Annotated in this window: 23 protein-coding genes; 17 read left to right on the top strand and 6 right to left on the bottom strand. The window is 69.2% G+C overall.

Translation table 11 applies throughout. The annotated features are described in order from the left end of the window. Positions 1-4: 4 nt before the first annotated feature. Both FHS28_RS15675 and bchF read right to left on the bottom strand, forming a co-directional pair. Positions 5-1,297, bottom strand: coding sequence for a ferredoxin:protochlorophyllide reductase (ATP-dependent) subunit N (locus FHS28_RS15675; RefSeq protein WP_088452107.1), 1,293 nt, complete (start codon positions 1,295-1,297; stop codon positions 5-7). After that, positions 1,294-1,845, bottom strand: a complete 552-nt coding sequence (bchF, locus tag FHS28_RS15680) for a 2-vinyl bacteriochlorophyllide hydratase (RefSeq protein WP_088452109.1) — start codon at positions 1,843-1,845, stop codon at positions 1,294-1,296. Before bchF ends, FHS28_RS15675 begins: the two co-directional genes overlap by 4 nt. 405 nt (positions 1,846-2,250) lie before the next feature. Here bchF and FHS28_RS15685 point away from each other — a divergent pair, with 405 nt between their 5' ends. The 10 genes from FHS28_RS15685 to FHS28_RS15730 all read left to right on the top strand — a co-directional run bounded on the left by FHS28_RS15685 (position 2,251) and on the right by FHS28_RS15730 (position 13,519). Beyond that, positions 2,251-3,129: a cobalamin B12-binding domain-containing protein gene (locus FHS28_RS15685; protein WP_184294984.1), complete on the top strand. Its 879-nt coding sequence runs from the start codon at positions 2,251-2,253 to the stop codon at positions 3,127-3,129. Between the two features lie 213 nt (positions 3,130-3,342). Continuing rightward, complete coding sequence (gene ppsR, locus FHS28_RS15690) at positions 3,343-4,839, top strand: transcriptional regulator PpsR (protein ID WP_088452113.1); 1,497 nt, start codon at positions 3,343-3,345, stop codon at positions 4,837-4,839. A gap of 84 nt (positions 4,840-4,923) precedes the next feature. After that, complete coding sequence (chlG, locus tag FHS28_RS15695) at positions 4,924-5,802, top strand: chlorophyll synthase ChlG (RefSeq protein WP_088452115.1); 879 nt, start codon at positions 4,924-4,926, stop codon at positions 5,800-5,802. Then, the gene (locus tag FHS28_RS15700; protein ID WP_088452117.1) at positions 5,799-7,151 is read left to right on the top strand and encodes a BCD family MFS transporter; all 1,353 of its coding nucleotides are present in this window, start codon (positions 5,799-5,801) and stop codon (positions 7,149-7,151) included. Before chlG ends, FHS28_RS15700 begins: the two co-directional genes overlap by 4 nt. Continuing rightward, a complete protein-coding gene (locus FHS28_RS15705) occupies positions 7,148-8,446 on the top strand; it encodes a geranylgeranyl diphosphate reductase (protein WP_246410162.1) in 1,299 nt (432 codons plus the stop codon). The genes FHS28_RS15700 and FHS28_RS15705 overlap by 4 nt, the downstream gene beginning before the upstream one ends. Continuing rightward, a complete protein-coding gene (locus FHS28_RS15710) occupies positions 8,443-8,730 on the top strand; it encodes a hypothetical protein (RefSeq protein WP_246410163.1) in 288 nt (95 codons plus the stop codon). The genes FHS28_RS15705 and FHS28_RS15710 overlap by 4 nt, the downstream gene beginning before the upstream one ends. Before the next feature lie 12 nt (positions 8,731-8,742). Then, complete coding sequence (locus FHS28_RS15715; protein WP_088452121.1) at positions 8,743-9,045, top strand: high-potential iron-sulfur protein; 303 nt, start codon at positions 8,743-8,745, stop codon at positions 9,043-9,045. 73 nt (positions 9,046-9,118) lie between these two features. Then, positions 9,119-10,525 (top strand): DUF3422 family protein, encoded by a 1,407-nt coding sequence (locus FHS28_RS15720; RefSeq protein ID WP_088452123.1) that lies wholly within the window; start codon positions 9,119-9,121, stop codon positions 10,523-10,525. A gap of 1 nt (position 10,526) precedes the next feature. Beyond that, on the top strand, positions 10,527-11,546 hold the full coding sequence (gene bchI / locus FHS28_RS15725) for a magnesium chelatase ATPase subunit I (protein ID WP_088452125.1): 1,020 nt from the start codon (positions 10,527-10,529) through the stop codon (positions 11,544-11,546). 59 nt (positions 11,547-11,605) lie between these two features. Then, positions 11,606-13,519: a magnesium chelatase subunit D gene (locus tag FHS28_RS15730; protein ID WP_310736799.1), complete on the top strand. Its 1,914-nt coding sequence runs from the start codon at positions 11,606-11,608 to the stop codon at positions 13,517-13,519. Here the strand turns inward: FHS28_RS15730 and bchO are convergent. Beyond that, the gene (gene bchO, locus FHS28_RS15735; RefSeq protein WP_184294987.1) at positions 13,480-14,370 is read right to left on the bottom strand and encodes an alpha/beta fold hydrolase BchO; all 891 of its coding nucleotides are present in this window, start codon (positions 14,368-14,370) and stop codon (positions 13,480-13,482) included. The genes FHS28_RS15730 and bchO overlap by 40 nt on opposite strands. Before the next feature lie 40 nt (positions 14,371-14,410). On the opposite strand from bchO, the gene FHS28_RS15740 reads away from it, so the two are divergent. From FHS28_RS15740 to FHS28_RS15755, 4 genes are read left to right on the top strand one after another with little or no spacing between them, the layout of a single operon-like run. After that, entirely contained in the window at positions 14,411-15,985 is a 1,575-nt protein-coding gene (locus tag FHS28_RS15740; protein WP_088452129.1) for a phytoene desaturase, read from the top strand. Further along, on the top strand, positions 15,969-17,024 hold the full coding sequence (locus FHS28_RS15745) for a phytoene/squalene synthase family protein (protein WP_088452131.1): 1,056 nt from the start codon (positions 15,969-15,971) through the stop codon (positions 17,022-17,024). Before FHS28_RS15740 ends, FHS28_RS15745 begins: the two co-directional genes overlap by 17 nt. After that, on the top strand, positions 17,021-18,307 hold the full coding sequence (hemA, locus tag FHS28_RS15750) for a glutamyl-tRNA reductase (protein WP_088452133.1): 1,287 nt from the start codon (positions 17,021-17,023) through the stop codon (positions 18,305-18,307). Before FHS28_RS15745 ends, hemA begins: the two co-directional genes overlap by 4 nt. Continuing rightward, positions 18,304-18,495, top strand: coding sequence for a hypothetical protein (locus tag FHS28_RS15755; protein WP_088452135.1), 192 nt, complete (start codon positions 18,304-18,306; stop codon positions 18,493-18,495). Before hemA ends, FHS28_RS15755 begins: the two co-directional genes overlap by 4 nt. On the opposite strand, the gene FHS28_RS15760 is transcribed toward FHS28_RS15755, so the two are convergent. From FHS28_RS15760 to crtD, 3 genes are read right to left on the bottom strand one after another with little or no spacing between them, the layout of a single operon-like run. Next, a complete protein-coding gene (locus tag FHS28_RS15760) occupies positions 18,480-19,469 on the bottom strand; it encodes an NAD(P)H-binding protein (RefSeq protein WP_246410164.1) in 990 nt (329 codons plus the stop codon). The two genes, FHS28_RS15755 and FHS28_RS15760, sit on opposite strands and share 16 nt — an antisense overlap. Further along, entirely contained in the window at positions 19,469-20,377 is a 909-nt protein-coding gene (locus FHS28_RS15765; protein WP_221193996.1) for a carotenoid 1,2-hydratase family protein, read from the bottom strand. The genes FHS28_RS15760 and FHS28_RS15765 overlap by 1 nt, the downstream gene beginning before the upstream one ends. A gap of 23 nt (positions 20,378-20,400) precedes the next feature. Continuing rightward, entirely contained in the window at positions 20,401-21,996 is a 1,596-nt protein-coding gene (crtD, locus tag FHS28_RS15770) for a 1-hydroxycarotenoid 3,4-desaturase CrtD (protein ID WP_088452139.1), read from the bottom strand. 88 nt (positions 21,997-22,084) lie between these two features. Here crtD and FHS28_RS15775 point away from each other — a divergent pair, with 88 nt between their 5' ends. From FHS28_RS15775 to bchC, 3 genes are all read left to right on the top strand, one after another. Beyond that, positions 22,085-22,963 carry a polyprenyl synthetase family protein gene (locus tag FHS28_RS15775; protein ID WP_088452141.1) on the top strand — a complete coding sequence of 293 codons (879 nt, stop codon included), beginning with the start codon at positions 22,085-22,087 and terminating at the stop codon, positions 22,961-22,963. 12 nt (positions 22,964-22,975) lie between these two features. After that, positions 22,976-24,286: a methyltransferase gene (locus FHS28_RS15780; RefSeq protein ID WP_221193998.1), complete on the top strand. Its 1,311-nt coding sequence runs from the start codon at positions 22,976-22,978 to the stop codon at positions 24,284-24,286. A gap of 91 nt (positions 24,287-24,377) precedes the next feature. Continuing rightward, positions 24,378-25,331: a chlorophyll synthesis pathway protein BchC gene (gene bchC, locus FHS28_RS15785; protein ID WP_088452143.1), complete on the top strand. Its 954-nt coding sequence runs from the start codon at positions 24,378-24,380 to the stop codon at positions 25,329-25,331. The last annotated feature ends 43 nt before the right edge of the window (positions 25,332-25,374 follow it).

The following is a 25,374-nucleotide window of genomic DNA, read 5'->3' on the forward strand; positions in this document are numbered from 1 at the left end:
GTCCTCAGGCGGCCAGCCGTTGCCGGCGCAGCAGCGGGCGGGTGAACAGGGCCGCGAGGTCTGCGGCCTGGTCGAACCCGTGGATGGGGGTGAACACCAGCTCGATGGACCACTTGGTCGTCAGTCCTTCGGCTTCGAGCGGGTTGGCCAGACCCAGGCCGCAGACGACCAGATCCGGACGCGCGGCCCGGCAGCGGTCCAGCTGACGCTCCACGTCCTGCCCTTCGGAGAGGGCGGTGCCGCTGGGCAGCAGTGCCAGTTCCTCGGCCAGGTGCGAGCGATGCAGATAGGGCGTGCCGACCTCCACCAGCTGCATCCCCAGTTCACGGGACAGGAATCGCGCCAGCGGAATCTCCAGCTGCGAGTCGGGGAAGAAAAACACGCGCTGGCCGGCAAGCCGCAGTCGATGCGTTTCCAGCGCACGGCCGGCGCGCTGGCGCCACGGCTCGATGACTTCGGCGGTGCGGTCCCGGTCCAGCCCCATGGCGGCCGCACCGGCCTGGAGCCAGGCGGCGCTGCCTTCGGCACCGAGCGGGAAGGGCGCGGGCACATGGCGCGCGCCGCGCGCTTCCAGCGCACGGGCGGTGTCGCCCAGGAAGGGCTGGGCCAGCAGGAAACGCGTCTGCGGACCGATGGCCGGCAGCGTCGTGGAGCTGCGGGCGGGGAAGAAGTCCACGCGCTGCAAGCCCATCGCGTCGAACTGGCGGCGGAACTGGTCTTCCACCACATCCGCCAGCGCGCCCACAACCAGCAGTTCGGGCGCATGCCCTGCGGCCTCGGGGGGCTGTGCTGGCAGGCTGGGCACCAGGGCGGCGAGGCAGGCATCCTCTCCCTGGGTGAAGGTCGTCTCGATGCCGCTGCCGGAATAGTTGAGGACACGCACCCGCGGCGCATGACGCTGGCTCAGGCGCGCTGCGGCGCGGGAGAGGTCCAGCTTGATCACCTCGGACGGGCAGGAGCCCACCAGGAACAGCATCCGGATGTCCGGCCGGCGCTCCAGCAGGCGCTGCACCACCCGGTCCAGTTCGTCCTGGGCATCGGCCAGGCCGGCAAGGTCGCGTTCATCCAGGATGGCGGTGGCAAAACGCGGCTCCGCAAAGATCATCACCCCGGCCGCCGACTGGATCAGATGGGCGCAGGTGCGTGAGCCCACCACCAGGAAGAAGGCATCCTGCATCTTGCGATGCAGCCAGATGATGCCGGTGAGGCCGCAGAACACTTCGCGCTGGCCGCGCTCGCGCAGCACCGGCGCCTCCTGGCAGCCGCGGTCTGTCTGGATCGGAATGACCGGATTCATGGCCGGGCTCCCTGCAGCCGCGCCTGGCGCAGCTTGACGATGAACTGCAGCGCATTGACCAGATAGGCGGCATAAGCCGCCAGGGCCAGCAGCATCAGCGGCCGTCCACGGAGCCAGCCGCCGGTCCAGGCCAGCAGATAGGCGGTGTGAAGCGCCAGCACCAGCATGCTGAAGACGTCTTCCCAGAAGAAGGCGGGCGCAAACAGCCAGCGGCCGAAGACCACCTTCTCCCAGATGCAGCCGGTGATCATGATGGTGTAGAGCAGCAGCGTCTTCACCAGCACGGAGGCGGCGGCCATCGTTTCTCCGTTGCCGCTCATCAGGTAGCGCACCACCAGGCCCAGGCTGATCAGGAACACCAGGAACTGCACCGGCGCGAGCACGCCCTGAACCAGCGTCCAGCGCGTTTCGTCACGGCGCGCGCGTTCCTCAGGGGTGTAAAGCGATGGCCGGGAAAGCGTCTGCGACCTCGCGTGAGCCCCCTCCGTCGTCCCCGACCGGGACGCAGGCACCGACGGAACGGGGGTGGAGGGCAGGGGCTGCAACATGGAGCCGAATCTAGGCCTGCCCCGTTCGCGTGTCAATCCAGATTGACGTAATAAAAAATGTACATAGCGGGCGAGGGGGGGAAATACAGCTTGACGGGAGCACCGGAGAGCGGGAAAGTGCACCAAGGCAGTTCGCACATCGCCCGGATTACGGCGGTGGCAGGGCTGCTCCCGAGAAGATTCAGAGCAGAAGACCTCACCGGTTTGCAGTGGCGATTTCTGACGCTGTCCAGCGCCGAGGGTGGAAACCAATGACCTTCCACCCCAAGGGAACCTCATGCTGCCGATCCACCCCAGAGGAGACGCGTGGTGGCTGGATGGACATCGAATCGGCAGGCCAGGCGGCCGCTGCAGCGGCGCCGTGCCGGGCTGGACCCAGAACCGCAGGGCGTGGCGTGTGGCTGCGTGGATGCGTTGACGATCAACACCTTGCTGGCCGCCCGGGATCCACCGCAGATCCTGCGGCCGCAGCCGGAGCCGGCCTCATCATCGGGGTCGCTGGACGAAGCAGCGGAAGACCAACTCACCCGCCTGGTCGAGGCGGAGATCATCCCGCGGCTGATGCTGATGCACCGGGTGGACCCTCCCAGTGCCGTCCGTCCTGCCCCGGCCTTCCTTCCCACGCAGGCCCATGTGCTGCGGCTCAGCGAGCTGGCCGTGCAGGGCGACGCCGAGGCCGCACCTGCCTATGTGCGCAGCCTGGTGGCGCAGGGCGCCACGCAGGCTCAGGTGTTTGTGGATCTGCTGGCCGCCAGTGCGCGCCACATGGGTCAGCAATGGGAGGAAGACCGCTACAGCTTCTCGGAAGTCACCATCGGCTTGTGGCGTCTGCAGCGGGTGTTGCATGAGTACGCCCAGCGCGACCTGCCGATGCTGGGCGTCCACGGTCCGTCGCGCCGCTGTCTGCTGGCGGCTGAGCCGGGCACCCAGCACAGCTTTGGCCTGAGCATCGTCGCCGAGTTCTTCAGTCGGGGCGGCTGGTCGGTCGATTGTGAACCTGGCGCCGGCTGGTCCGACCTGCGGCGCCAGCTCGCCCGTGACCGTTTCGATCTATTTGGGTTGTCAATCTCGTCCAGCGAACACCTTCCAGAGATAGCGTCTGCTATTCTTGACATGAGAAGAGCCTCCGCCAACGCCCGGCTCTTTGTGATGGTCGGCGGGCCAATGGCGGCCCTGATGCCGGATCTGGCGCAACGCTGCGGAGCGGATGCCGTGGCCAGTGATGCGCAGGCTGCTGTCAGCCTCGCGGACCACTGGCTCGCGTCCCTCGTCAGGCAGGCTTGACGGCACCGTCAGGCATGCCCGATGCCGCAGCGGGACCGATGCAGCATCCGGTGCGATGGCGCACTGGCCGCTACATCCACCGTCCGGCGGCAGGTCCCTCAGCGTGAATGAGGATCCAGCAAGAGATCCCCATCGTGATTGAATCGTTCGACCGATTGTTATGAGATGGTTTTCGGGGCTCATCCTTCGGGATGAGTAATCACAGGGAAATTGATGCAGACCCACGGTACAGCGGCCCCCCACCAGCGTTTTGAGGCGCCGGAGCGCCACTTCGCGGGAACGAATGCCGACTTTCTGGCCCGGATCGTCGCGGCCGCGTCCGACGTGGCGCTGGTGGTCGACAGCCAGGGCGTGATCCGCGACGTGTCCCTCGGCACCTCGGCGGCGGCAGAGCTGTCGGAGCTGCGCCAATGGGTGGGACGCCGCTGGGTGGAAACCGTCACCATCGAAAACCGCGGCAAGGTGCAGGCGATGCTGGCCGCTGGCGCCACGCAGCCGTCCGCCACCGGGCTGGGGCCGGCGCCCATGATGCCGGAGCGTCAGGTGACGCACGCCCTGTCCGGCGGCATCGATCTGCCGGTGAGCTACAGCATCGTCCCGCTGGACGCCCAGGGCGGCGTGCTGGCGCTCGGACGCGATCTGCGCGAAGTGGCGGCGGTGCAGCAGCGCCTGGTGGATGCCCAGCAGTCGATGGAGCGGGACTACCTGCGGCTGCGCCACACTGAAGCCCGGTACCGACTGCTGTTTGAAGCGGTGGATGACGCGGTGCTGGTGCTGGACGCCAGCTCCCTCGTCGTGTTTGAACACAATGCAGCCGCCACCCAGCTACTGGGTGACGCCAGCAAGCGGCTGATCGGCCGCAGTCTGCTGGAGCTGCTCCAGGCGGACAGCCAGTCCGACGCTCAAGCCGCGCTGGCCCAGGCCCGCAGCGGCGGACGCTGTGAAGACCTGCCGGTGCATCTGCCGGGACAGGTCGGGGACTGGCACCTGAGCGCATCCGCCTTCCGCCAGGACAGCACCACCTTGCTGCTGGCCCGTCTCTCGGCTCCGCAGGGCACGGCTCCCGCCAAGGGCGCCGCGGCGGCCGGCGAAAGCTCACCTTCGCTGCTGGACGTGGTCAACACCCTGCCGGATGCCTTTGTGCTGACCGACATGCAGGGGCGGATCCTCAGCGCCAACCAGGCCTTTGGCGACATGCTGCAGTTGCCCCCCAGCGAATCGGTGCTGGGCCAGCCGCTGGACCGCTGGCTGGGTCGTACCTCGGTGGACATGAGTGTGCTGATCGGCAACCTGCGTCAGCACGGCGTGCTGCGGCTCTTCCCCACGACGCTGCGCAGCGGCTTCGGTGAGGCGAGCCCGGTGGAAGTGTCGGCGGTGGCGGTGCCGGATGGCCGTCAGGCCTGCCTGGGCTTTGCGATTCGGGATGTGGCGCGACGGCTGCCGGCGGAGTCGCGTCCCTCGCGGCAATTGCCACGCTCGGTGGAGCAGTTGACCGGGCTGGTCGGCCGGCTGCCGCTCAAGGACATCGTCGGTGAGACCACCGACCTGATCGAAAAGCTCTGCATCGAAGCCGCGCTCGAACTGACCCGTGACCATCGCGCATCGGCTGCGGAAATGCTGGGGCTGTCCCGCCAAAGCCTGTATGTGAAGCTGCGCCGTTACGGCATTCTGGGGGACACGACCCAGGACGATCCGATGTCCTCCAACTAGCACCGCAGGTAGCGCTCATTGAGCTGACACTGCTCAATGTAAATCTATATTGACAACCCGCTGCATCGGCCCAGAATAGGCCGCATGCAGCGCCCCGCCCTGTCGGCCATTGCCGAACTGCTCAAGCCGATCACCTGGTTTCCGCCCATGTGGGCCTTTGCTTGTGGGGTGGTGGCGTCGGGCCTGACGGTGGAGGGCCGCTGGCCGGTGATCGTGGCCGGAGTGCTGCTGGCGGGGCCTTTTGTCTGCGCCACCAGCCAGGCGGTGAACGACTGGTTCGACCGGGAGGTCGATGCCATCAACGAACCCCAGCGTCCCATACCCTCTGGCCGCATGCCGGGTCACTGGGGGCTGTACATCGCAGTGATCTGGACCTTGCTGTCCTTGCTGCTGGCATGGCAGATCGGCGTGGTGGGGTTTCTTGCTGCCGGCCTGGGCCTGCTGCTGGCCTGGGCCTACAGCGCGCCGCCGCTGCGCCTCAAGCGCAATGGCTGGTGGGGCAATGCGGCCTGCGGGCTTTGTTATGAAGGCCTGGCCTGGGTGACCGGCGCCGCAGTGATGGCGATGGGGCAATGGCCGGACAGCCGTTCGCTGACGCTGGCCCTGCTCTACAGCCTTGGCGCCCACGGCATCATGACGCTGAACGACTTCAAGTCCATCCCGGGGGACCGGCAGATGGGCATCCGCTCGCTGCCGGTCATGCTGGGCGCAGGCCGTGCGGCGCAGGTGGCCTGTGCAGTGATGGCCGTGCCGCAGCTGGTGGTGATTGGCCTGCTGGTCTCCTGGGGCCAGCCAGGGCATGCGCTGGCGGTGGCTGGCCTGCTGGTGGCGCAGGGACTGCTGATGCATCGATTCCTGGCGGAGCCGCTGTCGCGCGCTCGTTGGTACAGCGGCTTTGGTGTGCCGCTGTTCGTGGCCGGCATGCTGGTCAGTGCCTTTGCCTTGCGAGGGGTGATGACATGAGCGGATTCATGGGATGGCCGGGCGTGATCCGTCTGGGGCTGGTGCAGTCGGCCCTCGGCGCCATCGTGGTGCTGACCACCTCCACCCTCAACCGGGTGATGGTGGTGGAAATGGCCTTGCCGGCGCTGCTGCCCGGCCTGCTGCTGGGCTGGCATTACGTGGTGCAGGTGGCGCGGCCGCGCATGGGGCATGGAGCCGATCAGGGCCGGCGTTGCACGCCGTGGATCCTTGGGGGCATGGTCACGCTGGCGGCGGGAGGCTGGCTGGCCGCACTGGCCACAGTGTTGATGGGCCTGCATCTGGCCGGCGGCATCGCACTCGCAGTGCTGGCCTATGGGCTGATCGGGCTGGGGGTGGCGGCCAGCGGCACCTCGCTGCTGACCCTGCTGGCCAAGCGGGTGGCGCCGGAGCGTCGGGCAGCCGCGGCCACGACCGTGTGGATGCTGATGATCGTCGGCTTTGTCGTGACGGCCGGTGTGTCCGGTCGGCTGCTCGATCCGTTCTCGCCGCATCGTCTGCTGATGGTGGCGGGCGGGGTGGCGCTGTCGGCGGTGGGCGTGGCCGCGCTGGCGCTCTATCGGCTGGAGGGCCGCGGCGCCGCCGGCATGCCGATGGCGCCTTCGGTTCCCGTCCCCTTTGGTCAGGCGCTGCGCGATGCCTGGGCGGATCCGCGGGCGCGCCGGTTCACGATCTTCGTCTTCGTCTCGATGCTGACTTACAGCATGCAGGACCTGATCCTGGAGCCGTTCGCCGGTCTGGTGTTCGGCCTGACCCCGGGCGCCACCACGCAGCTCTCCGGCACCCAGCATGGCGGCGCGCTGTTGGGCATGCTGCTCGCCGCCGGGGCGGGCAGCCGCTGGGCTGGCGGGCGATGGGGCAGCCTGCGGACATGGACGGTGTGGGGCTGTGTGGCCTCCGGCCTGGCGCTGGCAGGGCTCGTCGGTGCGGGCCTGGTCGGGTCGGGACGGGTCGCGTCCGGGATCGGCGGGCAGGGCTGGCCCCTCGCCGCCAATGTGTGGGTGCTGGGCATGTGCACGGGAGCGTTTTCCATCGCCGCCATCGGTTCGATGATGGGGTTGGCTGGCGCCCACGGCCCCGGACAGGAGGGCGTGCGCATGGGCCTGTGGGGCGCGGCGCAGGCCCAGGCTTTTGCGCTGGGCGGTCTGGTGGGTACGGCGGCCAGTGACCTCGCGCGATGGCTGCTGCATTCGACCGGGCCCGCCTATGCGCTCGTGTTTCTCGCCAATGCGCTGCTGTTTCTCGTGGCGGCCTGGCTGGCGGCGCATGTGGAAGCGCGGCCAGCGTCTGCAAGGCCCGTGTTCATCGGGCATCTCCGGAGGGCACCATGAGTACGCCAAACCCGGCTTTCCACCCGGCTGCCATCGCGCCGGCTGACACGCCGGCTGACACGCCTGCAGACACGCCTGCGGATACGGCTGCGGCCACCGCTGCCCACCCGGCGATGCAGCCGGCGATGGACGCGGTCATCATCGGCGGCGGCCCGGCCGGCGCGACCGCGGCGGATGACCTTGCGCGGCAGGGCCTTCGCGTCCTGCTGCTCGACCGCGCGGGCCGCATCAAGCCCTGCGGCGGTGCGATTCCTCCGCGCCTGATCCAGGACTTCGCCATCCCCGATGAGCTGCTGGTGGCGCGCGCCACCGCCGCGCGAATGGTGTCGCCGCAATCGGTCCGGGTGGATATTCCGATCGAAGGCGGCTTCGTCGGCATGGTGGATCGCGAGCACTTCGACGAATGGCTGCGCGCCCGCGCGGCCGCCCATGGTGCCATCCGACAGATCGGACGGTTCGACCGCATCAGCCGTGATGTCGATGGGTCGTGCATCGTCCACTTCCAGACCGAACAGGGACCGCAGCAGGTGCGCGCCCGAGCGGTGATCGGGGCCGATGGCGCGCGGTCCCGAGTGGCAGAGCAGGAAGTGCCCGGCGCGGACCGGGGACGCTTTGTTTTTGCCTATCACGAGATCATCGCTGTCCCTGAGACGAAGCCCCCCGGTTATGCACCCGGCCGCTGTGAGGTGCATTACCGCGGCGGTGTTTCTCCCGACTTCTACGGTTGGGTCTTCCCGCATGGCGCCAGTGTGAGCGTCGGCACCGGCAGTGCCGACAAGGGCTTCTCCCTGCGCCGCGGCGTCATGCAGTTGCGGGACACCGCCGGCCTCACCCACGCCCGCACGCTGCGCCGCGAGGGCGCGCCGATTCCGATGAAGCCGCTACCCCGATGGGACAACGGCCGTGATGTGGTGCTGGCCGGTGATGCCGCCGGCGTCGTCGCACCCGCGTCGGGGGAGGGCATCTACTACGCGATGCTCGGTGGCCGTCTCGCGGCCGATGCTGTCGCCGAGTTGCTGCGGACCGGCCAGCCGCGCGCCCTCGCCACCGCCCGCCGGCGCTTCATGCGTGAGCATGGCCGTGTCTTCTGGGTGCTGGGGATGATGCAGCACTTCTGGTATCGCAACGACCGGCGCCGCGAACGCTTCGTCAGCATCTGCCGGGACCGTGACGTGCAGCAGCTGACCTTCGACGCCTACATGCACAAGCGCCTCGTGCGCGCCAGACCGATGGCCCATGTGCGCATCTTCCTCAAGGACATGGCCCACCTGCTGGGCCTGGCGCGTGTGTCATGACCGATGACGCGCTTTTGTTGCGACTTTGTGAGGCGGTGCTCGCCACAAGCCTGATTGAACTGCTCTGGTTTTTGACCCGCGGCCGAGCAGGGCCACCGGGGCTGGTGCCCAATCTACTCGCCGGGATCAGCCTCGCCCTGGCCCTGCGGCTGGGCCTGGGCGGTGCCGGTGTCCTCTGGGTGGCTGCCTGCCTGGTGGCCGCCGGAGTGAATCACGTTCTCGACCTTCGGGCCCGCTGGCGCCGACCGGTCGCTTCTCCACCCTTGCGTCGCCAGCGATCATGAAAGGCTCACACCATGAACAGCCGTCGCCAGTTCATCCGTCTTGTCCCTCTGGCCGGAGCCGGACTCCTGGTCGGTCCCGCCTGGTCCCAGACCATGGTGGACGAGAAGGATCCAACGGCCGTGTCCCTCGGCTATCACGCCGATGCGTCCAAGATCGACAAGGCCAAGCAGCCCAAGTATGTGCCGGGCTCGGCCTGCGGCAATTGCTCGCTGTTCCAGGGCAAGGCCGGAGCGGCCTCCGGACCCTGCCCGATTTTTGCGGGCAAGCATGTCTCCGCCAAGGGGTGGTGCTCGGCCTATGTGAAGAAGGCCTGACCGAAGCGCGCCTGATCGAAACAGGCCGGTTGGAATCCGGTCGGTTGGCATCACGCCGAGCCGGGAGCGCGCCATGAGGCTGCTGCCGGCCGACCTCCCCGAGCGCGCTGCGCTCGCGATGGAGATCCACGCCCGCCCACCGGAGCCCTTGCTGGCGCCTGGGCGGGCGAGTTATATCGCGGTGCTGGTGGATGCCGATGAGCGGGAGCGCGAACTGGCGCACCTGGGTCGCCTGTGCCGTCAGCATGCCCAACTGGGGCCAGGGGCCGATGCGGTGCATTGGAGCGGGACGCTGGGCACGCTGCGGCTGAAGTGGGAGCGGCATGGGGAGTTTTCCAGCTATACGCTGTTGATGCCGTCGGCCGGTCCGGTCCCCTTTGCGGAGACGGCTGCGGGCGAGCTGCCCTCGGGCTGGCTGGCCGGCGTTCCCGGTCTGACGGTGTACGCCGGCCATGCGGAGCTGCTCTCGCCAGCGGAAGGCCAGGAACTGGGGGACCTGCTGCGCCAGTCCTTTGGCGACCGCACGGTGGTGGGCAGCGCGCTCGGCGATGGGGCGGGTCTGGTCTACTCCGATTTCCTGATCCATGCCGATGGCTTCGGTCGGCTGTTGATGATCGACCAGGGGTTCACGCCGCTGGTGGCGGGCCGCATGCTGCAGCGGCTCTTTGAGATCGAGGCCTACCGAATGATGGCCTTGCTGGCCTTTCCGTTGGCGCGGCGACTGTCGCCTCGGTTGCTGGCCATCGAGCGGTCGCTGGCGTCGCTGGCGGACAGCATTGCGGCGGGCCCGACGGGCCCGACAGGTCCAGCGGGGCAGGCGGAGCAGGGGCGACATGCCCGCCTTGCGAGTTCGGCGACTCCAGTGACTCCTGTGAACCAGCCGGGTCGTGCACGTGAGTCTGCCAAGGACGAGCAGCTGTTGCAGGAACTGACCCGGCTCGCCGCCGAGATCGAAAGCGGCCTGGCCGCCAGCCAGTTCCGTTTCGCCGCCTGTCGCGCTTATGCCGAGCTGGTGCGCACCCGCATCGACGAACTGCGGGAGCGGCGGCTCACCGGATTGCAGACCATTGATGAATTCATGAGCCGCCGCTTCACGCCGGCGGTCGCCACCTGCGCCACTGTGTCGCGGCGGATGCACGACCTTTCCGAGCGGGTGGCGCAGGCCAGCCATCTGCTCTCCACCCGGGTCGACATCGTGCGGGAGCAGCAGAACCTGGCGCTGCTGGCGTCGATGGACCGGCGGGCCAAGCTGCAGCTGCGGCTGCAGCAGACGGTGGAAGGTCTGTCGATCGCGGCGATCGTCTATTACATGGCGGGCGTGGTCGGCTATGTGGCCAAGGGCGGACGGTCGCTCGGCCTGAAGCTGGATGTAGACCTGTTTGTCGGCTTGAGCGTGCCGCTGCTGGCACTGCTGGCCTTCAATGCGGTGCGTCGCGCGCGGCGCCACGCCAGCGAGCAGGATTTAAAGGAAGGGCATTGAGATGAGCATTCCCTATCCCTTCTCCGCCCTGGTTGGACAGGACGAGATGAAGCGCGCCATCCTGATCGCCGCCGTGGAGCCCGCCATCGGCGGGCTGCTGGTGCTCGGCGACCGGGGCACCGGCAAGTCGACGGCGGTGCGCGGCCTTGCTGCCTTGCTGCCAAAGATGCGGGCGGTGCACGGGTGCCGCTATCACTGCGATCCGGACACGGATGCGGTGTGTGAGGACTGCGCGCGCCTCAAGGCCGCGGGTCGGGTCAAAGTGGATCAGTGGCCGGTGCCGGTGGTGGATCTGCCGCTGGGTGCCAGTGAAGACCGGGTGCTCGGTGCGCTGGATCTGGAGCGGGCCTTGTCACAGGGGGTGAAGGTGTTCGAGCCGGGTTTGCTGGCGCGGGCCCATCGCGGCTTCCTCTACATCGACGAGGTGAATCTGCTGGAAGACCATCTGGTCGATCTGCTGATTGATGTGGCGGCCTCCGGCGAGAACGTCATCGAGCGGGACGGGCTGAGCCTGCGGCATCCGGCGCGGTTCGTGCTGATCGGCAGTGGCAATCCGGAAGAAGGTGAACTGCGACCGCAGTTGCAGGACCGTTTCGGGCTGTCGGTGGAGGTCGCGACCCCTCGGGAGATCGACGCGCGCGTCGAGGTGGTGCGGCGGCGCGATGCCTACGAGCGCGATCCGGCAGCCTTCGCGGCGCAATGGAGCAAGGCGGATGCGCAGGTGCGCCGGCAGATCCTGCAGGCGCGGGACCGGGTGGGCTGTCTCGCGGTGGAGGAGCCCGTGTTGCGACGAGCGGCAGAGCTGTGTGTGGCCGTTGGCAGCGACGGGTTGCGCGGAGAGCTGACGCTGATGCGTGCGGCGCGGGCCATGGCAGCGCTGGAGGCCGCGACGGAGGTCACGCTGGCGCATCTGCGTGCAGTGGCGGTGATGGCGCTGCGGCATCGGCTGCGGCGCAATCCGCTGGATGACACGGCGTCGGGTGAGCGCATCGAGCGCGCGGTGGCGGAGCTGTGGGCGTGACACGCCTCCGGCCGGCCGTGTGGCAGGCCATTCGCGTATTGGCTGTCGACCCCGCTGGCGTGGGCGGGTTGATCCTGCGAGGCTGGGCTGGGCCTGAACGCGACGCCGTGTTGCGGGCACTTCAGGCGCTGCTGCCGGCCGGGATGCCCTGGCGGCGATTGCCGGTGAATGTGGATGAGCAGCGCTTGTCCGGCGGCGTGGACCTGGGACTGAGTCTGGCCGCAGGACGACCGGTGCGGACGGCAGGTCTGCTGGCGGAGACAGCCGGCGGTGTGCTGGTGGTGCCGATGGCCGAGCGTCTGGAGACCGGGGTGGCCGCGCGCCTGGCCCTGGCGATGGACGCAGGAGGCGACACGGCAGTGAAGGCTGTCGGGCCGGCCGATGGGGACGAGCACAACGGCGGCTGCAGTCGCTCGACGGGGCGCAGCCTGGCGCTCGTCGCGCTCGATGAGGGCCAGTCGGACGATGAGGTGCTTCCATCGTCGTTGCGGGAGCGACTGGGGTTGATGGTGACCCTCTCCGGTGAAATCGCGGCCTGTGAAGCTTCCATCGACGCTCGAAGGTCAGACGTCGCAGAGGACATCGCAGCGGCGCGCAAGCGCCTTGGCCATATCCCCTTCGACAACGATGCCGTGGGCGCTTTGTGCGCCACAGCGGCTGCGCTGGGCCTGGACTCAATGCGGACGGTCTGGCAGGCATGGGCGGTGGCCCGGGCTGCCGCCGCCCTCGCGGGGCGGGATCATGTGGCCCAGGAGGATGCGGAGCTCGCAGCCCGGCTGGTGCTGGCACCTCGCGCTCGGGCGATCCCTTCCACCCCCGACGGGGAGGAGGCGAACGGCGATTCAGCGGCGTCGAACGCCGACTCGGCAGACAACGCGGGTGACGCCCATCGAGACGGTCGCAGCCCAGACGGTCCCAGCCAAGACGGGCGCTGTGAAGAGAACGGCGATGGCACGGCCGACCTCCACTCGCCTCCGCAGCAGCGGGATACGCAGTCCGCCACCGACAGCCCATCGGACACGGACGCTGCCCCCCTCACCATCGCTGTCGCTGCAGAACTCCAATCTCGAACGCTCGCAGCCGCCAAGGCCGCGATTCCCCTGGGCCTGCTGCAAAGCCTTGCCGGCGCGACACACCCATCCGGCCGCTCCCCCCACACCGGTGGCCGCAACACCGGCCGCGGCGCCGCACCCAAGCGCATCCACACCAGCGGTCGCCCCCTGGCCTCCCGGCGCGGTCCGCTCACAGACGGGCGCCGTCTGGACCTGCTCGCCACCCTGCGCGCCGCCGTCCCATGGCAGCGTCTGCGCCTTCAGGAGCGTGACCAGCAGGGCCTGCCCCCCGCAGCCACCCGCCTGCTGCTGCGGCGTGAAGACGTCCATCTCAGGCGCTACCGCCGGCCCCAGGAAACCACCACGCTGTTTGTGGTGGACGCCTCCGGCTCGCAGGCGCTGAACCGTCTCGCGGAAGCCAAGGGCGCCGTAGAGCTGCTGCTGGCCGACTGCTACGTCCGCCGTGATCGTGTGGCCTTGCTCGCCTTCCGCGGTGAGACCGCCGAGCTGCTGCTGTCACCGACACGCTCGCTCGCCCGCGCTCGCCGCGCACTGGCCAGCCTGCCGGGCGGCGGCGGCACACCGTTGGCCGCTGGCATCGAAGCGGCCTGGTTGCTGGGACGTCAGGTGCAGACGCGGGAAGGGGGCCGCGCGGTGCTGGTCTTCTTGACGGATGCGCGAGCCAATGTCGCCCTGGACGGCAGTCCGGGTCGGGAGCGGGCGGCGCAGGATGCGCTTCTCAGCGCGCGCCGGCTGCGCCTCGAGGGGCTCCAAAGCTTGCTGATCGACACCGCCTCCAGGCCGCTGCCCGCCGGCATGCTGCTGGCGCAGGCGATGGGCGCCCGCTATGTGCCGCTGCCGCATGGCCAGGCCGCACAAGTCTATGCGGCCGTGTCCGCCGCTGTGTCGCCCAAAAGCTGATCGCGCATCTCCAGCAGCAGGGCGGCGATCTGCTCCGGCGCTTCCTCATGTGCCAGGTGCCCCAGACCGCTCATGGGAATGAACCGTGCCCGCTTCATCCAACGGGCCAGTTCCAGGGAACGGACCGGCGCGGTCGTCCGGTCGCACAACCCGGCAGCGAGCCACAACGGCAGCTGCAGCGACGGCAGCCTGGCCCGCAAGGACTCCAGCCGCCAATTCGCCAGCATGTCCAGCACGCCGCGCACATGGTCCGGCTGGCTCAGCAGGTCGCGGTAGTGCGCCACACCGGAGGCATCCAGGCGGGAGCCGGTGGAGTGGATCAGGTTCCGCAGCGCCCGGGGTTGCGACGCATGGCGTGTGACCCAGTCCGGCAGGAGCGAACTGCGGGACGCCAGCCGCGCTGCCGTCGGTGCAACAAGACCCATCAGCCCCGGCAGCGGCTCCAGTGCGCCGTTGACCGCCAGTACACCGCGCAGGGAGGGCACCTGGCCGTCCAGCGCCAGCTGCACCGCCACGGCGGCGCCAGCCGAGTGGCCGGCGACCAGCGCCGGCGCCTCCTCCAGCGTGCGGAGCAGGGTCGCGATGGCCTGCGCCATCCGCGGCAGGCTCGCACACCGATCGGCAAAGGCGCTGGTCCCGCCATGGCCCGGGAGGTCCGGCACGACCAACCGGAAATGCGGAGCCAACCGCTCGACGCAGGCCCGCCAGGAGCCGAGGGACGATCCCGTGCCGTGCAGCAGGAGGAGCACGGGCGCAGGGGCGGGGTGGGTCACCGGGGAACCCACGCGTTGCACCCGCCATCGCAGGCCGGCAGCCTGCACGGTGTCAGGGGGGGCAAACTCGGGTGTCATGTCGGTTGTCAACCAAAGTGGACAAGCATAAGATAAATGCATGTTGACACCAAGCCAGGCCTCCGCAGCCGGTGACCCGACCGTCCCGCATGCCGTGATCATCGGCAGCGGCTTCGGTGGTCTGGCTGCGGCGGTGCGGCTGGGCGCCCGCGGATATCGAGTCACCGTGCTGGAGCAGCTGGATGCGCCGGGCGGACGGGGCTACGTGCACCGCCAGGACGGCTTCACCTTCGATGCCGGCCCCACCGTCATCACCGCGCCTTTCCTGTTCGAGGAACTGTGGGCCCTGTGCGGACGGCGCCTGTGCGACGACGTCGACCTTCGACCCGTCTCGCCGTTTTACCGGGTCCGCTTCCATGATGGCACGACCTTCGACTACAGCGGCGACGCCGACGCCATGCGACGCGAGGTCGCCCGCCTCGCGCCGGCGGACGTCGATGGCTACGAACGCTTCCTCCAGGCCAGCGAAGCCATCTACCGGGTCGGTTTCGAGCAGCTGGGGCATGTGTCCTTCGAACGCTGGACCGACATGGCCCGCGTACTGCCCGACCTGCTGAAGCTGGAGGGCTACCGCACCGTCTGGGGCCTCGCCTGCAAGCATGTCAAGGATGAGAAGCTGCGGGTGGTGCTGACCTTCCAGTCCCTGCTGGTGGGCGGCAATCCGTTCTCGACCACCTCGGTCTACTGTCTCATTGCGTTCCTGGAGCGGCGCTTCGGTGTGCACTTCGCCATGGGCGGCACGGGCGCGCTGGTGCGCGGTCTGGTGGATCTGATCCAGGGCCAGGGCGGCCGGGTGCGGTGCAACCAATCGGTGCAGGAGATTCTGGTGGACCGCGGTGCGGCCTGCGGCGTCCGGCTGGCGTCCGGCGAGCGGCTGATGGCCGATGTGGTGGTCTCCAACGCCGATGCCGCGTGGACCTACCGCCACCTGCTGCCCGCCGAGCACCGCCGCCGCTGGACGGACCGACGCATCGAGCGGGCGCGGTATTCCATGAGCCTGTTCGTCTGGTACTTCGGCACGCGCCGCCAGTATCCCGACGTGGCGCATCACACCATCTCGCTGGGGCCTCGCTATCGCGGCCTGCTGGACGACATCTTCACCCGCAAGCATCTGGCCGACGACTTCAGCCTCTACCTGCACCGTCCCACCGCCACGGACCCGAGCCTGGCGCCGCCGGGTTGCGACACCTTCTATGTGCTGTCTCCGGTGCCGCATCTGGAGGCGGGCGTGGACTGGCAGGCGCGGGCCGAGCCGTACCGCGCCGCGATCGAGCAGCGTCTTTCGGAGACCCTGCTCCCTGGCTTGAAGCAGGAAGTCGTCAGCTCGCTGATGCTCACACCGCAAGGCTTCGAGGACCGGCTCAGCGCCTACAAAGGCGCGGCCTTCTCACTGGAGCCGGTGCTCACCCAGAGCGCCTGGTTCCGGCCGCACAACCGCAGCGAGGAGGTGGACCGGCTCTACCTCGTCGGTGCCGGGACCCATCCGGGCGCCGGGCTGCCGGGCGTGCTGTCGTCCGCACGGGTGCTCGATGCCATCGTGCCGCATGGTCGCGACCTGCCGCGGCGCATTTCCGATCCGATCCAGGAGGGCCTGCCCCATGTCCGACCCGCATGAACTGCAGGAGGCCGACCTGGCCGTCTGCCGCGCCAGTCTTGCCTTCCATTCCAAGACCTTCCATGCGGCCTCGCTGCTGCTGCCGCCCTCGGTGCGGGCGCCGGCGACGGTGCTGTATGGCTTCTGCCGGCTGGCAGATGACACGGTGGATGTGGAGGGCGGACGGCTGCTGTCCCTGAAGCAGTTGCATCGGCGGCTGGACCAGGTGTTTGCCGGCCGGCCGCAGCCGGTCGCTGCCGACCGGGCGCTGACCGCAGTGGTGACGCGCTACGGGATCCCGCGGCGTCTGCTCGATCTGCTGCTGGAGGGCCTGGCCTGGGATGTGGAAGGCCGGGACTACGAGACGCTGGAAGATCTGCTGGACTACGCCGCCCGCGTGGCGGGCAGCGTCGGCGCGATGATGAGCCTGCTGATGGGCGCCCGCGATGCCTCCGCGCTGGCCAGGGCCTGCGACCTGGGCGTGGCGATGCAGCTCTCCAACATTGCCCGCGATGTGGGCGAGGATGCGCGCATGGGGCGGCTGTATCTGCCGCAGCAGTGGATGCGCGCCGCGGGCCTGTCGCCGAAGGACTGGCGAGCGAATCCGCATCACAGCCCGGCACTGGCCTCCGTGGTGCAGCGGCTGGTGAGTGCCGCGGACCCGCTGTATGCCCGGGCTGCGGCCGGCATCCACTGCCTGCCGCTGGGCTGCCGCCCCGGCATCAATGCGGCGCGACTGTTCTATCAGGCGGTCGGGCGGGAGGTGGAGGCGGCGGGCTGCGATGCCGTCAACCGGCGGGCCGTCGTACCGGGGCGCCGGAAGCTGCGCCTGCTGGGACGTGCGGCGCTGAGCCTGCGTCCTTCGGGACGCTTGTTGCATGAGGCCCCGCTGCGAGCCTGCGTGCCTCTGCTGGACGCCGTCCTGGGCATGGGCCCGATGACCACGCCCGCGCAGCCGGCACGAGCGGAAGCCGTCATCGAGCTGTTCACGCGGCTGGAGCAGGAGGACCGGCACCATCGCCGCGTACAGGATGAGGTCTGGCGCAGGAGTGCAGCATGACCGTTCTCGCGCTCGGACTCAACCACGGCAGCGCGCCGCTGGATCTGCGGGGTCGTTTCGCCATCCCGACCGAAGCGCTTGGCCGCAGCATTCAAGGCTTGCGAGACCATCTTTCGCAAGCCCGGCCGGAGGTGGCCATCCTGTCCACCTGCAATCGCACCGAGGTGTACGTCGGCCTGCCGGCGAGCGCATGTCCCAGGCACGCGCTGGCGCTGGCCGAACCAGCGATGGCGTGGCTGGCCGAGCGCGGCGGGACGCCGCCCGGCGAGCTGCGGCAGCACAGCTACTTTCGCGAAGGCGCGGAGGCAGCGCGGCATGCGTTCCGGGTCGCAGCGGGCCTGGACTCGATGGTGCTGGGCGAGCCGCAGATCCTGGGCCAGATGAAAACAGCCGTGCGGGAGGCTGACAGTGCCGGCGCGCTCGGCACCACGCTGCATCAGATGTTCCAGCGCAGCTTCGCGGTGGCCAAGGAGGTGCGCAGCAGGACCGAGATCGGCAGCCATGCGGTGAGCCTGGCGGCCGCCGCTGTGCGGTTGGCCCAGCAGCTGTTCGACGACCTGCCACGGCGCCGGGTGCTGTTCATCGGTGCCGGAGAAATGATCGAACTGGTGGCGACGCACTTCGCGGCGCAGAAGCCGCTGCAGATGACGGTCGCCAATCGCAGCCCGGAGCGGGCCGAAGCACTCGCGCGGCGGCTGGGTGCGGCGCAGCTGCCGCTGTCCGAGGTGCCGGACCGATTGGCGGACTTCGACATCGTCATCAGCTGCACCGCCAGCAGCCTGCCCCTGATCGGTTTGGGCGCCGTGGAGCGGGCCCTCAAGCGACGCAAGCGTCATCCGATGCTGATGCTGGACCTTGCCGTGCCGCGCGACATCGAGCCTGAGGTCGGACAGGTGGACGACGTCTACCTCTACTCGGTGGACGACCTGGCGCATCAGGTGCAGGTCAACGGCGCACGACGTCAGGCGGCGGTGGGCGAGGCAGAAGCCATCGTCAGCGCCGGGGTGGACAGCTTCGCCCAATGGCTGCAGCAGCGGTCCGCCGTACCGCTGATCCAGGCGCTGCAGACGCAGACCGAGACCTGGCGCCAGGCCGAGCTGCAGAAGGCCCGCAAGGCGCTGGCCCGTGGACAGGAGGTGGAGGCGGTGATGGAAGCGCTCTCCGCCGGATTGACCCGCAAGATGCTGCATGGGGCGCTGAGTGAGCTGCACAGCAGCGCGGGCGAGGCCCATCAGCAATGGGCGGCGTCGGTGCAGCGGCTGTTCCTGCGCAGCGGGTCATGATCGATGACCGCTTCTACGGCCTGATCGAACTGGTGCTGGTGTTCGGCCTGATCCTCGGCTGGGCGGGCTGGCAGTGGTGGGATTGGTGGCGGTGGAAGCAGCGGCACGAACGGCAGGAACGGCAGGGGCAGGAACAGGGGAAAAAGCAGAGGAAGGAACAGGAGCAGGGACCTCAGAACACCGAGTGATCGCCACGCTCCGGCAGCGGCGCCTCCCCCCGCGCCAGCGCTTCGTAAAACGCACCGAGCGTCTGACGGCCTGTGGAGGGCGTGAGCAGCGCGTCATACCGTTCGCTGACGGGGTCGAGCACCAGCATGGACTCGGTGGCGTAGTAGCGACCAATGCGGGCCAGCTCCGCCTTGGCCGCCGCGGCGGGCCAGACCCGGCCCAACACCGACAGCCCGCCGACGATGGCATCCATCATCCCGAGCGGCACCTCCCGAAATCGGGGCGTGATCCCCAGCGCCGCGAACAGCAGCTCGCCCTGATCCCTCGCAGTGAGCGCAGGCCCGGGGCCGCCAATCGGCAACAGGCGGTTCAGTCGTGACGGTTCATCGATGCAGCCGGCCAGGTAGTCTGCCAGATCGTCATCGCTGATGGGCTTGCAGGCGGTCTGCCGGCCGTCGCCGAAGACGAGGAAAGGCAAACCGCGACGCACCCGGTCCACCTGCCCGCAGAGTGACTTGAAGAACGCCGTGGGGCGCACGATGGACCAGTCCATCCCCGAGGCCTGCAGGGCGGCTTCAGCCGCGAGCTTGGCGTGCTGGAACGGCAGGCGGGGCTTTTGCAGGCACAGGGCGGACAGCAGCACCACCTGGCGGACGCCGGCCGCGCGTGCCGCATCGAATGCGGTCCGGTGGGCCGCATGATCCACCGCCCACGCGTCGGCCGGCATGCCGGTGCGGGAAGCCAGGCAGGACATCAGCACATCGAAGCGCTCCCCGCGCCAGCCGTCGTGTTGTTGTGAGCGGGCGTCGGTGACATCGCCAAAGCGCAGCTCGACACCGGGCAGTCGCTGGGCGAGCTCTGTCGCTGCCAGACGGCCGCCGACCCCGGCATGCGGGCGCACCAAGGCCACCACCGTGTGACCGTGACGTCGCAGGGCACGAGCGGTCGCCTGACCCAGCGTACCGGTGGCGCCCAGAAGAAACACCCGCGCCATCATCGGCTCCTGGCCGCCTGCACGGCGAGACTGCCTCCCCGACGCCGCGGCATGCGAAATGGCAGCAAAGCCTGAACCCAGTGCTGATCAAAGCGCTGCAGGGACAGGCTCTCATGCATGGCCAGGGCGCCGCTGTCTCCCTCCCGCAGCAACGAGCGGCAGTAGAAGGGACCGCTCTCCAGCGTCGCCAGCAGTTGCGGCGGCGCGAGTCCCAGGGTATGCCGTTCCACCCGCCAGCCGCTACGGGGCAGCGGCTGGCGCGGCGGCGGCGGCTGGACGCTCAAACGCCCATCGGTATCGATGGACAGGGCGAGCGCTTCACTCGCCCCGCAACGCGGCACCACGTCATAAAGGAGGGTGGTGCGGCCATCGTGCCGCGTGGTGCGTTGCCATTGCCAGCTGAGGAAGTCACGCGCCAGCGGTCGGCTGCCATGATTGGCGTCCAGGTAGGCTTCTCCCTGCCAGCGCCGCCGCGGGGACGCCAGATCCACTTCAACCCGGGACGCCGGCGCGATCGGCTGCCAGTGGTGCAGCCCTCCCGGGTCCAGCGCAAAGGCCCATCCCGGCATCGCGCCTGGCCGCACGGTGATGCGACCCCGGACCCGCTGCGGAAACGGGACCGTCCATTCGTCCAGATCAATCTGCAGGCTGCCGTCGGGGAGCCACTGCAAGGAGCTGGGCCCGATGGACAGGTGCAGGCCGTCGCGCGCCAAGGTTTCCTGCCCACGCTCCGTCATGGTCCACAGTCGCGAGAATCCCCCGTCGCCCGGCGCCCGCTGATACAGCGAGACATTGATCGCGCAATGCGCCTGCGCGGGTGCACCGTCATCCCCCAGGCGCCGCCGGGCCCAGGCGTAGTAGGGCGAGAACACGCTGCCGATGAAGACGATCAGCGTCAGTGCCTGCACGCTGCCATCGGGCTGCACATCGCTCAGCGCATCGACATACCACCAGGCATAACCACCGGCCGGGACCGCGAGGTCGAAACCAGGTCCTCGAGCAGCTGCGCGGCAGCCAATTGGCCCGACAGCGCCGCCATCGGCACGCCAGGCCCCGGGTGCACCGAGCCCCCCGCCAGGAACAACCCTGGCAGCGTCGTTCGGCCGGCCGGCCGATCCCGGAAACTCGCCTGCCAGCCCCGGCTGGCCGGTCCGTACAGAGCGCCCTGGCTCGCCGGGAATCGCTGCGCGAAATCCTCCGGACGGGTCCGCAGCGGCGGCCCGGACAGCGTCACCTGCAGGCCTGCCCGGCGCAGTCGTTCCCACATCTGTGTTTCGCATCGTTCGATCTCCTCGGCACTGAGGCCGCGCCCATGGGCATCGGCTGGGGCATTGACCAGACACATGAGCCGCTCGGCCCGCCTGGCGCCGCCCGGCAAGCCGGGACGCAGCCGGTGGGCCTGACCGCTGCGGTCCTGCGCGCACACATAGACGGTCGGTGACTCGGGCAGGCGCCCGGCGGCGATGGCGTCGAACTCGGCGCGATAGCCATCGGCCGGACCAAACAACACGTTGTGATGCGACAGGTCCAGCCCGCCGGTGACGGCTTCGGCATGCCAGGTCAGCGCGGACAACGATGGGGTGCCATGCCGCAGGGGTCTGGGAACATCGGGGCCCAGCAGTCCGTCGGTCAGGGCGCGTGCGTCGCCGTTGAACACCACGGCTTCGGCGGGCAGCACCTCGCCATCGGTCAGGAGCACGCCGCAGACACGGCCGTCGGACACCAGCAGCCGCTGGACCTCGCTGTGGCAGCGCAGGCGCACGCCCTGCTGCTGGCCGCACTGCACCATGACCTCCGCCAGCCGCGCCATGCCGCCTTCGATCTGCCAGACCGCCTCGCGCTCCACATGGGCCACCAGCATCAGCGTGGCGGGCGCGTCGAAGGGAGAGCTGCCGCAGTAGGTGGCATATCGGCCAAAAAGCTGTCGGAGACGGGGATCGTGGAAGTACCGGCCCAGCTCGCCCCACAGCGTTGTGAAGGGCGAGATGCGCAGCAGTTGTCGAAGCCCTGCGGGCCCCTGTTGACGAAGCACCCGCCAGGTCAAGGAGAGCGGCGTCGGCCGGCTGCTGCGCATGAAGCTGTGATCCAGCGTGTCATGCACCTGCGCGGCCCGCTGGCAGAACGCCCGGTAGCGCGCTGCTTCCCCCGGCCCGCTGAAGGCGGCGATCGCATCGACGCTCTGCGCCAGGTCGGCCAGCAGGTCCAGCCGTTCCGTCTCGCTCCAGGCGTGCCGCGCCAGCACCTCACAGCGCCGCAGGTGCAGGTGCTGGTCCAGTGAGGTGCCGAGCTGGTCGAAGATCCCGTCGAGCACCCACCGCATGGTCAGTACGGTGGGACCGCCATCCAGCTGCAGGGCGCCCAGTTCCACCGGCTGCATCTTGCCGCCCGGCGCGCCCGCACGCTCCAGCAGTTGTACGTCCATCCCCTGCCGCGCCAGCAGGGCAGCCGCCGTCATTCCGCCCATGCCGGCGCCCACCACCACCACGCGTGGCGGGTGAAGCGAAGAACGCGGACGGACACGGTTCATTGACGCGACTTCTGGTTGTGTCTATTCTGATTGACGGAATGTAATGTAATTCCGCACTGACATGCGGACATCTGGAGTAAAGGCCGCTATGCCCTATGACGACCGGATTGAACGCGCCCTGCGGGCCAGCCTGCTCCCGGCTCTCCAGCCGGGCCATCCGCCGCAACTGGCTGCGGCCATGCAGCATGCGGTGTTTCCCGGCGGCGCCCGCATCCGGCCCAAACTGACCCTGGCGGTGGCCCAGGCCTGCGGGGAGGACGATGCGGGGCTGACCGATGGTGTGGCCGCGGCGATTGAACTGCTGCATTGCGCCTCGCTCGTGCATGACGATCTGCCCTGCTTTGACGATGCGCAGACGCGGCGCGGGCGGCCGTCGGTGCATCACGCATTTGGGGAGCGGCTGGCGGTGCTGGCCGGCGATGCGCTGATCGTCGCTGCATTTGATGTGCTGGGACGCTGTGCGCGGCAGCACCTCTCCCGGCTGCCAGTGCTGCTGCGATCGGTGACCCAGGGCGTGGGCATGCCCATGGGCATCGTGGCGGGGCAGGCCTGGGAATGCGAGGCGCAGTTGTCCCTGGCGGAGTATCAGCAGGCCAAGACCGGAGCGCTCTTCGCGGCCGCCACCATGGCGGGTGCCCAGGCCGCGGGTGCCGATGGCGAGCCCTGGCGCGCACTCGGGGAGCGGCTGGGGCAGACCTATCAGGTGGCCGACGACATCCGCGATGTCGTGCTGGACGCGGAAGTGCTGGGCAAACCTCGAGGTCAGGATGAAGCCCTGGATCGGCCCAGTTATGCCCGCGCATTGGGGCTGGAGGGCGCCATGGCGGAGTTTCAGCGCCTGGTGCAGGCGACCCTGCTGACCGTGCCGGTGTGCCCTGGGGCGTCCCAGTTCCGCCAGCTCATCCGGCGGGAGGCCGAACGGTTGGTTCCGCAGCAGCTCTGTGCCCGCGTGGCGTCCACCGTCTGACGGAGCACGGCCATGGGATCGGTCTCTCCGCCGAGCGACATACAGGTGCCCCCAACGCACTGGTCCGATGGGCCGCTGGGTTGGCGCGACCGGCTGCTGGCAAGCCCGCGCTTTCGGCGTTGGGCGCAGACCTTCCCGCTGACCCGCTGGGTCGCGCGGCGGCGGGCGGCAGGCGTGTTCGATCTGGTCGCCGGCTTCGTGTATTCGCAGGTGCTGCTCGCCTGCGTGCAGCTGCGGCTGTTTGAGCTGCTGCTGGCGGAGGGGCCGCAGAGCGGCGCCGCGCTGGCCGCGCGCTGCCAGTTGCCGGTGATGTCGATGGAGCGGCTGCTGCGGGCGGCTGTCGCCCTGCAACTGCTGGAGCGCCGCCCGCAGGACCGGTATGGCCTGGGGCCGCTCGGCGCGCCACTGGCCCGGGATGAGGGGCTGGCCGCCATGGTGGAGCATCACACCGCGCTGTATCGGGATCTGGCGCAGCCGCTGCACCTGCTGCGGTGCGCCAGTGCCGGTGCCGGTGCCGATGACGGTGACGGTAAGAGTGCCACGCCCGGACGGGCGCGGGTGAGCGGGGAAGCGGCCCTCGACCCGGAACGCTCAGGGTATGCAGGGAACTCAAGGCCGCCGGACTTCGCAGGCGCAAGGCGCCCGGAGGCCCCCCACGAAGGTCTGGCGCGCTACTGGCCTTACGCCGGCACCGACCGCCCCGAAGCGCTCGCTCCAGTCCAGTTGCTCGCGTATTCAGAACTCATGGCCGCGTCTCAGCCGCTGGTGGCGGATCAGGTGCTGCAGGCGTATTCACTTCAGGATCACCGCCGACTGTTGGACGTCGGCGGGGGCACCGGTGCTTTCGCCTGCCGCGCCGCGCAGGTCGCACCCCATCTGCAGGTGCAGGTCTTCGATCTGCCTGGCGTGGCCGCGCTGGCCCGTCAGCGATTCGAGCAGGCGGGCCTCAGCGCCCGCTGCAGCGCGGAAGGCGGCGACTTCTTCCAGGATCCGCTGCCGCCCGGCGCTGACCTCGTCACCTTGCTGCGGGTGGTGCACGACCACGACGATGCCCGAATCCTGCGACTGCTTCGCGCCGTCCGGCAGGCCCTGGTTCCCGGCGGCACGCTGCTGCTGGCGGAGCCGTTCGCCGACACCCCGGGCGCCGAACGTATGGGGGACGCCTACTTCGGCATGTACCTGCTGGCCATGGGCCGGGGTGAACCCCGCTCCGAGGCGCGCCTGCGCGAACTGCTCGCCGACGCCGGCTTCATCAACGTCCGCCGGCTGCCCACCGCCTTGCCGCTGCAGGCGAGCGCCCTCCTCGCGAGAACCCCACGCTGATCCAAGTGTAAATTCAGGTTGACGTTTGGCGTTGTAAGCGTAGGATGACTTTCATGGACACCTTCCTTGCCACCCCCCGCCGGGCGTTCTCATGAACACCCAGGCCGTGGTCATCCAGCAGCCCCAGCGTCTGAGCCTGATGCCTTTGCGGCTGCCTGCGCTGCAGCAAGGCGACGTGGTGGTGGATGTGGAATTCAGCGGCATCAGCACCGGCACCGAGCGCCTGATCTGGGACGGCACCATGCCGATGTTCCCGGGCATGGGCTATCCGCTGGTGCCAGGCTATGAAGCGGTCGGCCGCGTGATGGCCGTCGGCGCGGACAGTGCCCACTGGGTGGGACAACGGGTCTTCGTGCCGGGTGCGCGCTGCTTCGGCGAAGTGCGCGGACTCTTCGGTGCTTCAGCGTCCCGCCTGGTGGTGCCGGAAGCCAAGATCGTGCCGATCGACGAGAAGCTCGGCGAAAGCGCCGTCCTGCTGGCGCTGGCGGCCACCGCCTACCACAGCGTCGCCGGCGGTGGTCAGGGCCAGCCGCATACCCCGCCCGACCTGATCGTCGGCCACGGCGTGCTGGGGCGCCTGCTGGCCCGCATGAATGTGGCCGCCGGCATCGAAGACTTCACCGTCTGGGAAACCAATCCGGTCCGCCAGGGTGGTGCCACCGGCTACCGGGTGCTGCATCCGCAGGACGACCCGCGCCGCGATTACCGCGCCATCTACGACGTGAGCGGCGATGCCAGCCTGCTGGACAGCCTGATCGGCCGGCTCGGCTTCGGCGGCGAAGTGGTGCTGGCCGGTTTTTACGCCCAGCCGCTGTCCCTCAACTTTGCACCGGCCTTCATGCGCGAAGCCCGCATCCGTGTGGCCGCCGAATGGAAGAAGCCGGACATGTGGGCGGTGAATGCCTTGCTGCATGCCGGCCGGCTGTCGCTGGACGGCCTGCTGACCCACACCGAACCGGCCGAGCGCGCCGGGTCTGCGTATGCGCAGGCCTTTGGCGATGCCGGCTGCCTCAAGATGGTCCTGGACTGGAGACATCACGCATGAACGATTCCACCGCTGTCGTGGGCCTTCGTGCCTGCGTGAAGGA

Source organism: Roseateles terrae, assembly GCF_014192155.1.
Classification (GTDB): Bacteria; Pseudomonadota; Gammaproteobacteria; order Burkholderiales; family Burkholderiaceae_C; genus Roseateles; species Roseateles terrae.

Excerpts from the sequence above, each read along its gene's own strand:
- bchC (WP_088452143.1), top strand. The coding sequence starts at position 24,378 with ATGAACACCCAGGCCGTGGTCATCCAGCAGCCCCAGCGTCTGAGCCTG.
- FHS28_RS15705 (WP_246410162.1), top strand. The coding sequence starts at position 7,148 with ATGAGTACGCCAAACCCGGCTTTCCACCCGGCTGCCATCGCGCCGGCT.
- crtD (WP_088452139.1), bottom strand. The coding sequence starts at position 21,996 with ATGAACCGTGTCCGTCCGCGTTCTTCGCTTCACCCGCCACGCGTGGTG.
- FHS28_RS15760 (WP_246410164.1), bottom strand. The coding sequence starts at position 19,469 with ATGGCGCGGGTGTTTCTTCTGGGCGCCACCGGTACGCTGGGTCAGGCG.
- FHS28_RS15780 (WP_221193998.1), top strand. The coding sequence starts at position 22,976 with ATGGGATCGGTCTCTCCGCCGAGCGACATACAGGTGCCCCCAACGCAC.
- FHS28_RS15775 (WP_088452141.1), top strand. The coding sequence starts at position 22,085 with ATGCCCTATGACGACCGGATTGAACGCGCCCTGCGGGCCAGCCTGCTC.
- FHS28_RS15700 (WP_088452117.1), top strand. The coding sequence starts at position 5,799 with ATGAGCGGATTCATGGGATGGCCGGGCGTGATCCGTCTGGGGCTGGTG.
- bchO (WP_184294987.1), bottom strand. The coding sequence starts at position 14,370 with ATGACACCCGAGTTTGCCCCCCCTGACACCGTGCAGGCTGCCGGCCTG.
- ppsR (WP_088452113.1), top strand. The coding sequence starts at position 3,343 with ATGCAGACCCACGGTACAGCGGCCCCCCACCAGCGTTTTGAGGCGCCG.
- FHS28_RS15745 (WP_088452131.1), top strand. The coding sequence starts at position 15,969 with ATGTCCGACCCGCATGAACTGCAGGAGGCCGACCTGGCCGTCTGCCGC.
- FHS28_RS15720 (WP_088452123.1), top strand. The coding sequence starts at position 9,119 with ATGAGGCTGCTGCCGGCCGACCTCCCCGAGCGCGCTGCGCTCGCGATG.
- hemA (WP_088452133.1), top strand. The coding sequence starts at position 17,021 with ATGACCGTTCTCGCGCTCGGACTCAACCACGGCAGCGCGCCGCTGGAT.
- bchI (WP_088452125.1), top strand. The coding sequence starts at position 10,527 with ATGAGCATTCCCTATCCCTTCTCCGCCCTGGTTGGACAGGACGAGATG.
- FHS28_RS15675 (WP_088452107.1), bottom strand. The coding sequence starts at position 1,297 with ATGAATCCGGTCATTCCGATCCAGACAGACCGCGGCTGCCAGGAGGCG.
- FHS28_RS15710 (WP_246410163.1), top strand. The coding sequence starts at position 8,443 with ATGACCGATGACGCGCTTTTGTTGCGACTTTGTGAGGCGGTGCTCGCC.
- FHS28_RS15755 (WP_088452135.1), top strand. The coding sequence starts at position 18,304 with ATGATCGATGACCGCTTCTACGGCCTGATCGAACTGGTGCTGGTGTTC.
- FHS28_RS15715 (WP_088452121.1), top strand. The coding sequence starts at position 8,743 with ATGAACAGCCGTCGCCAGTTCATCCGTCTTGTCCCTCTGGCCGGAGCC.
- FHS28_RS15740 (WP_088452129.1), top strand. The coding sequence starts at position 14,411 with ATGTTGACACCAAGCCAGGCCTCCGCAGCCGGTGACCCGACCGTCCCG.
- chlG (WP_088452115.1), top strand. The coding sequence starts at position 4,924 with ATGCAGCGCCCCGCCCTGTCGGCCATTGCCGAACTGCTCAAGCCGATC.
- bchF (WP_088452109.1), bottom strand. The coding sequence starts at position 1,845 with ATGTTGCAGCCCCTGCCCTCCACCCCCGTTCCGTCGGTGCCTGCGTCC.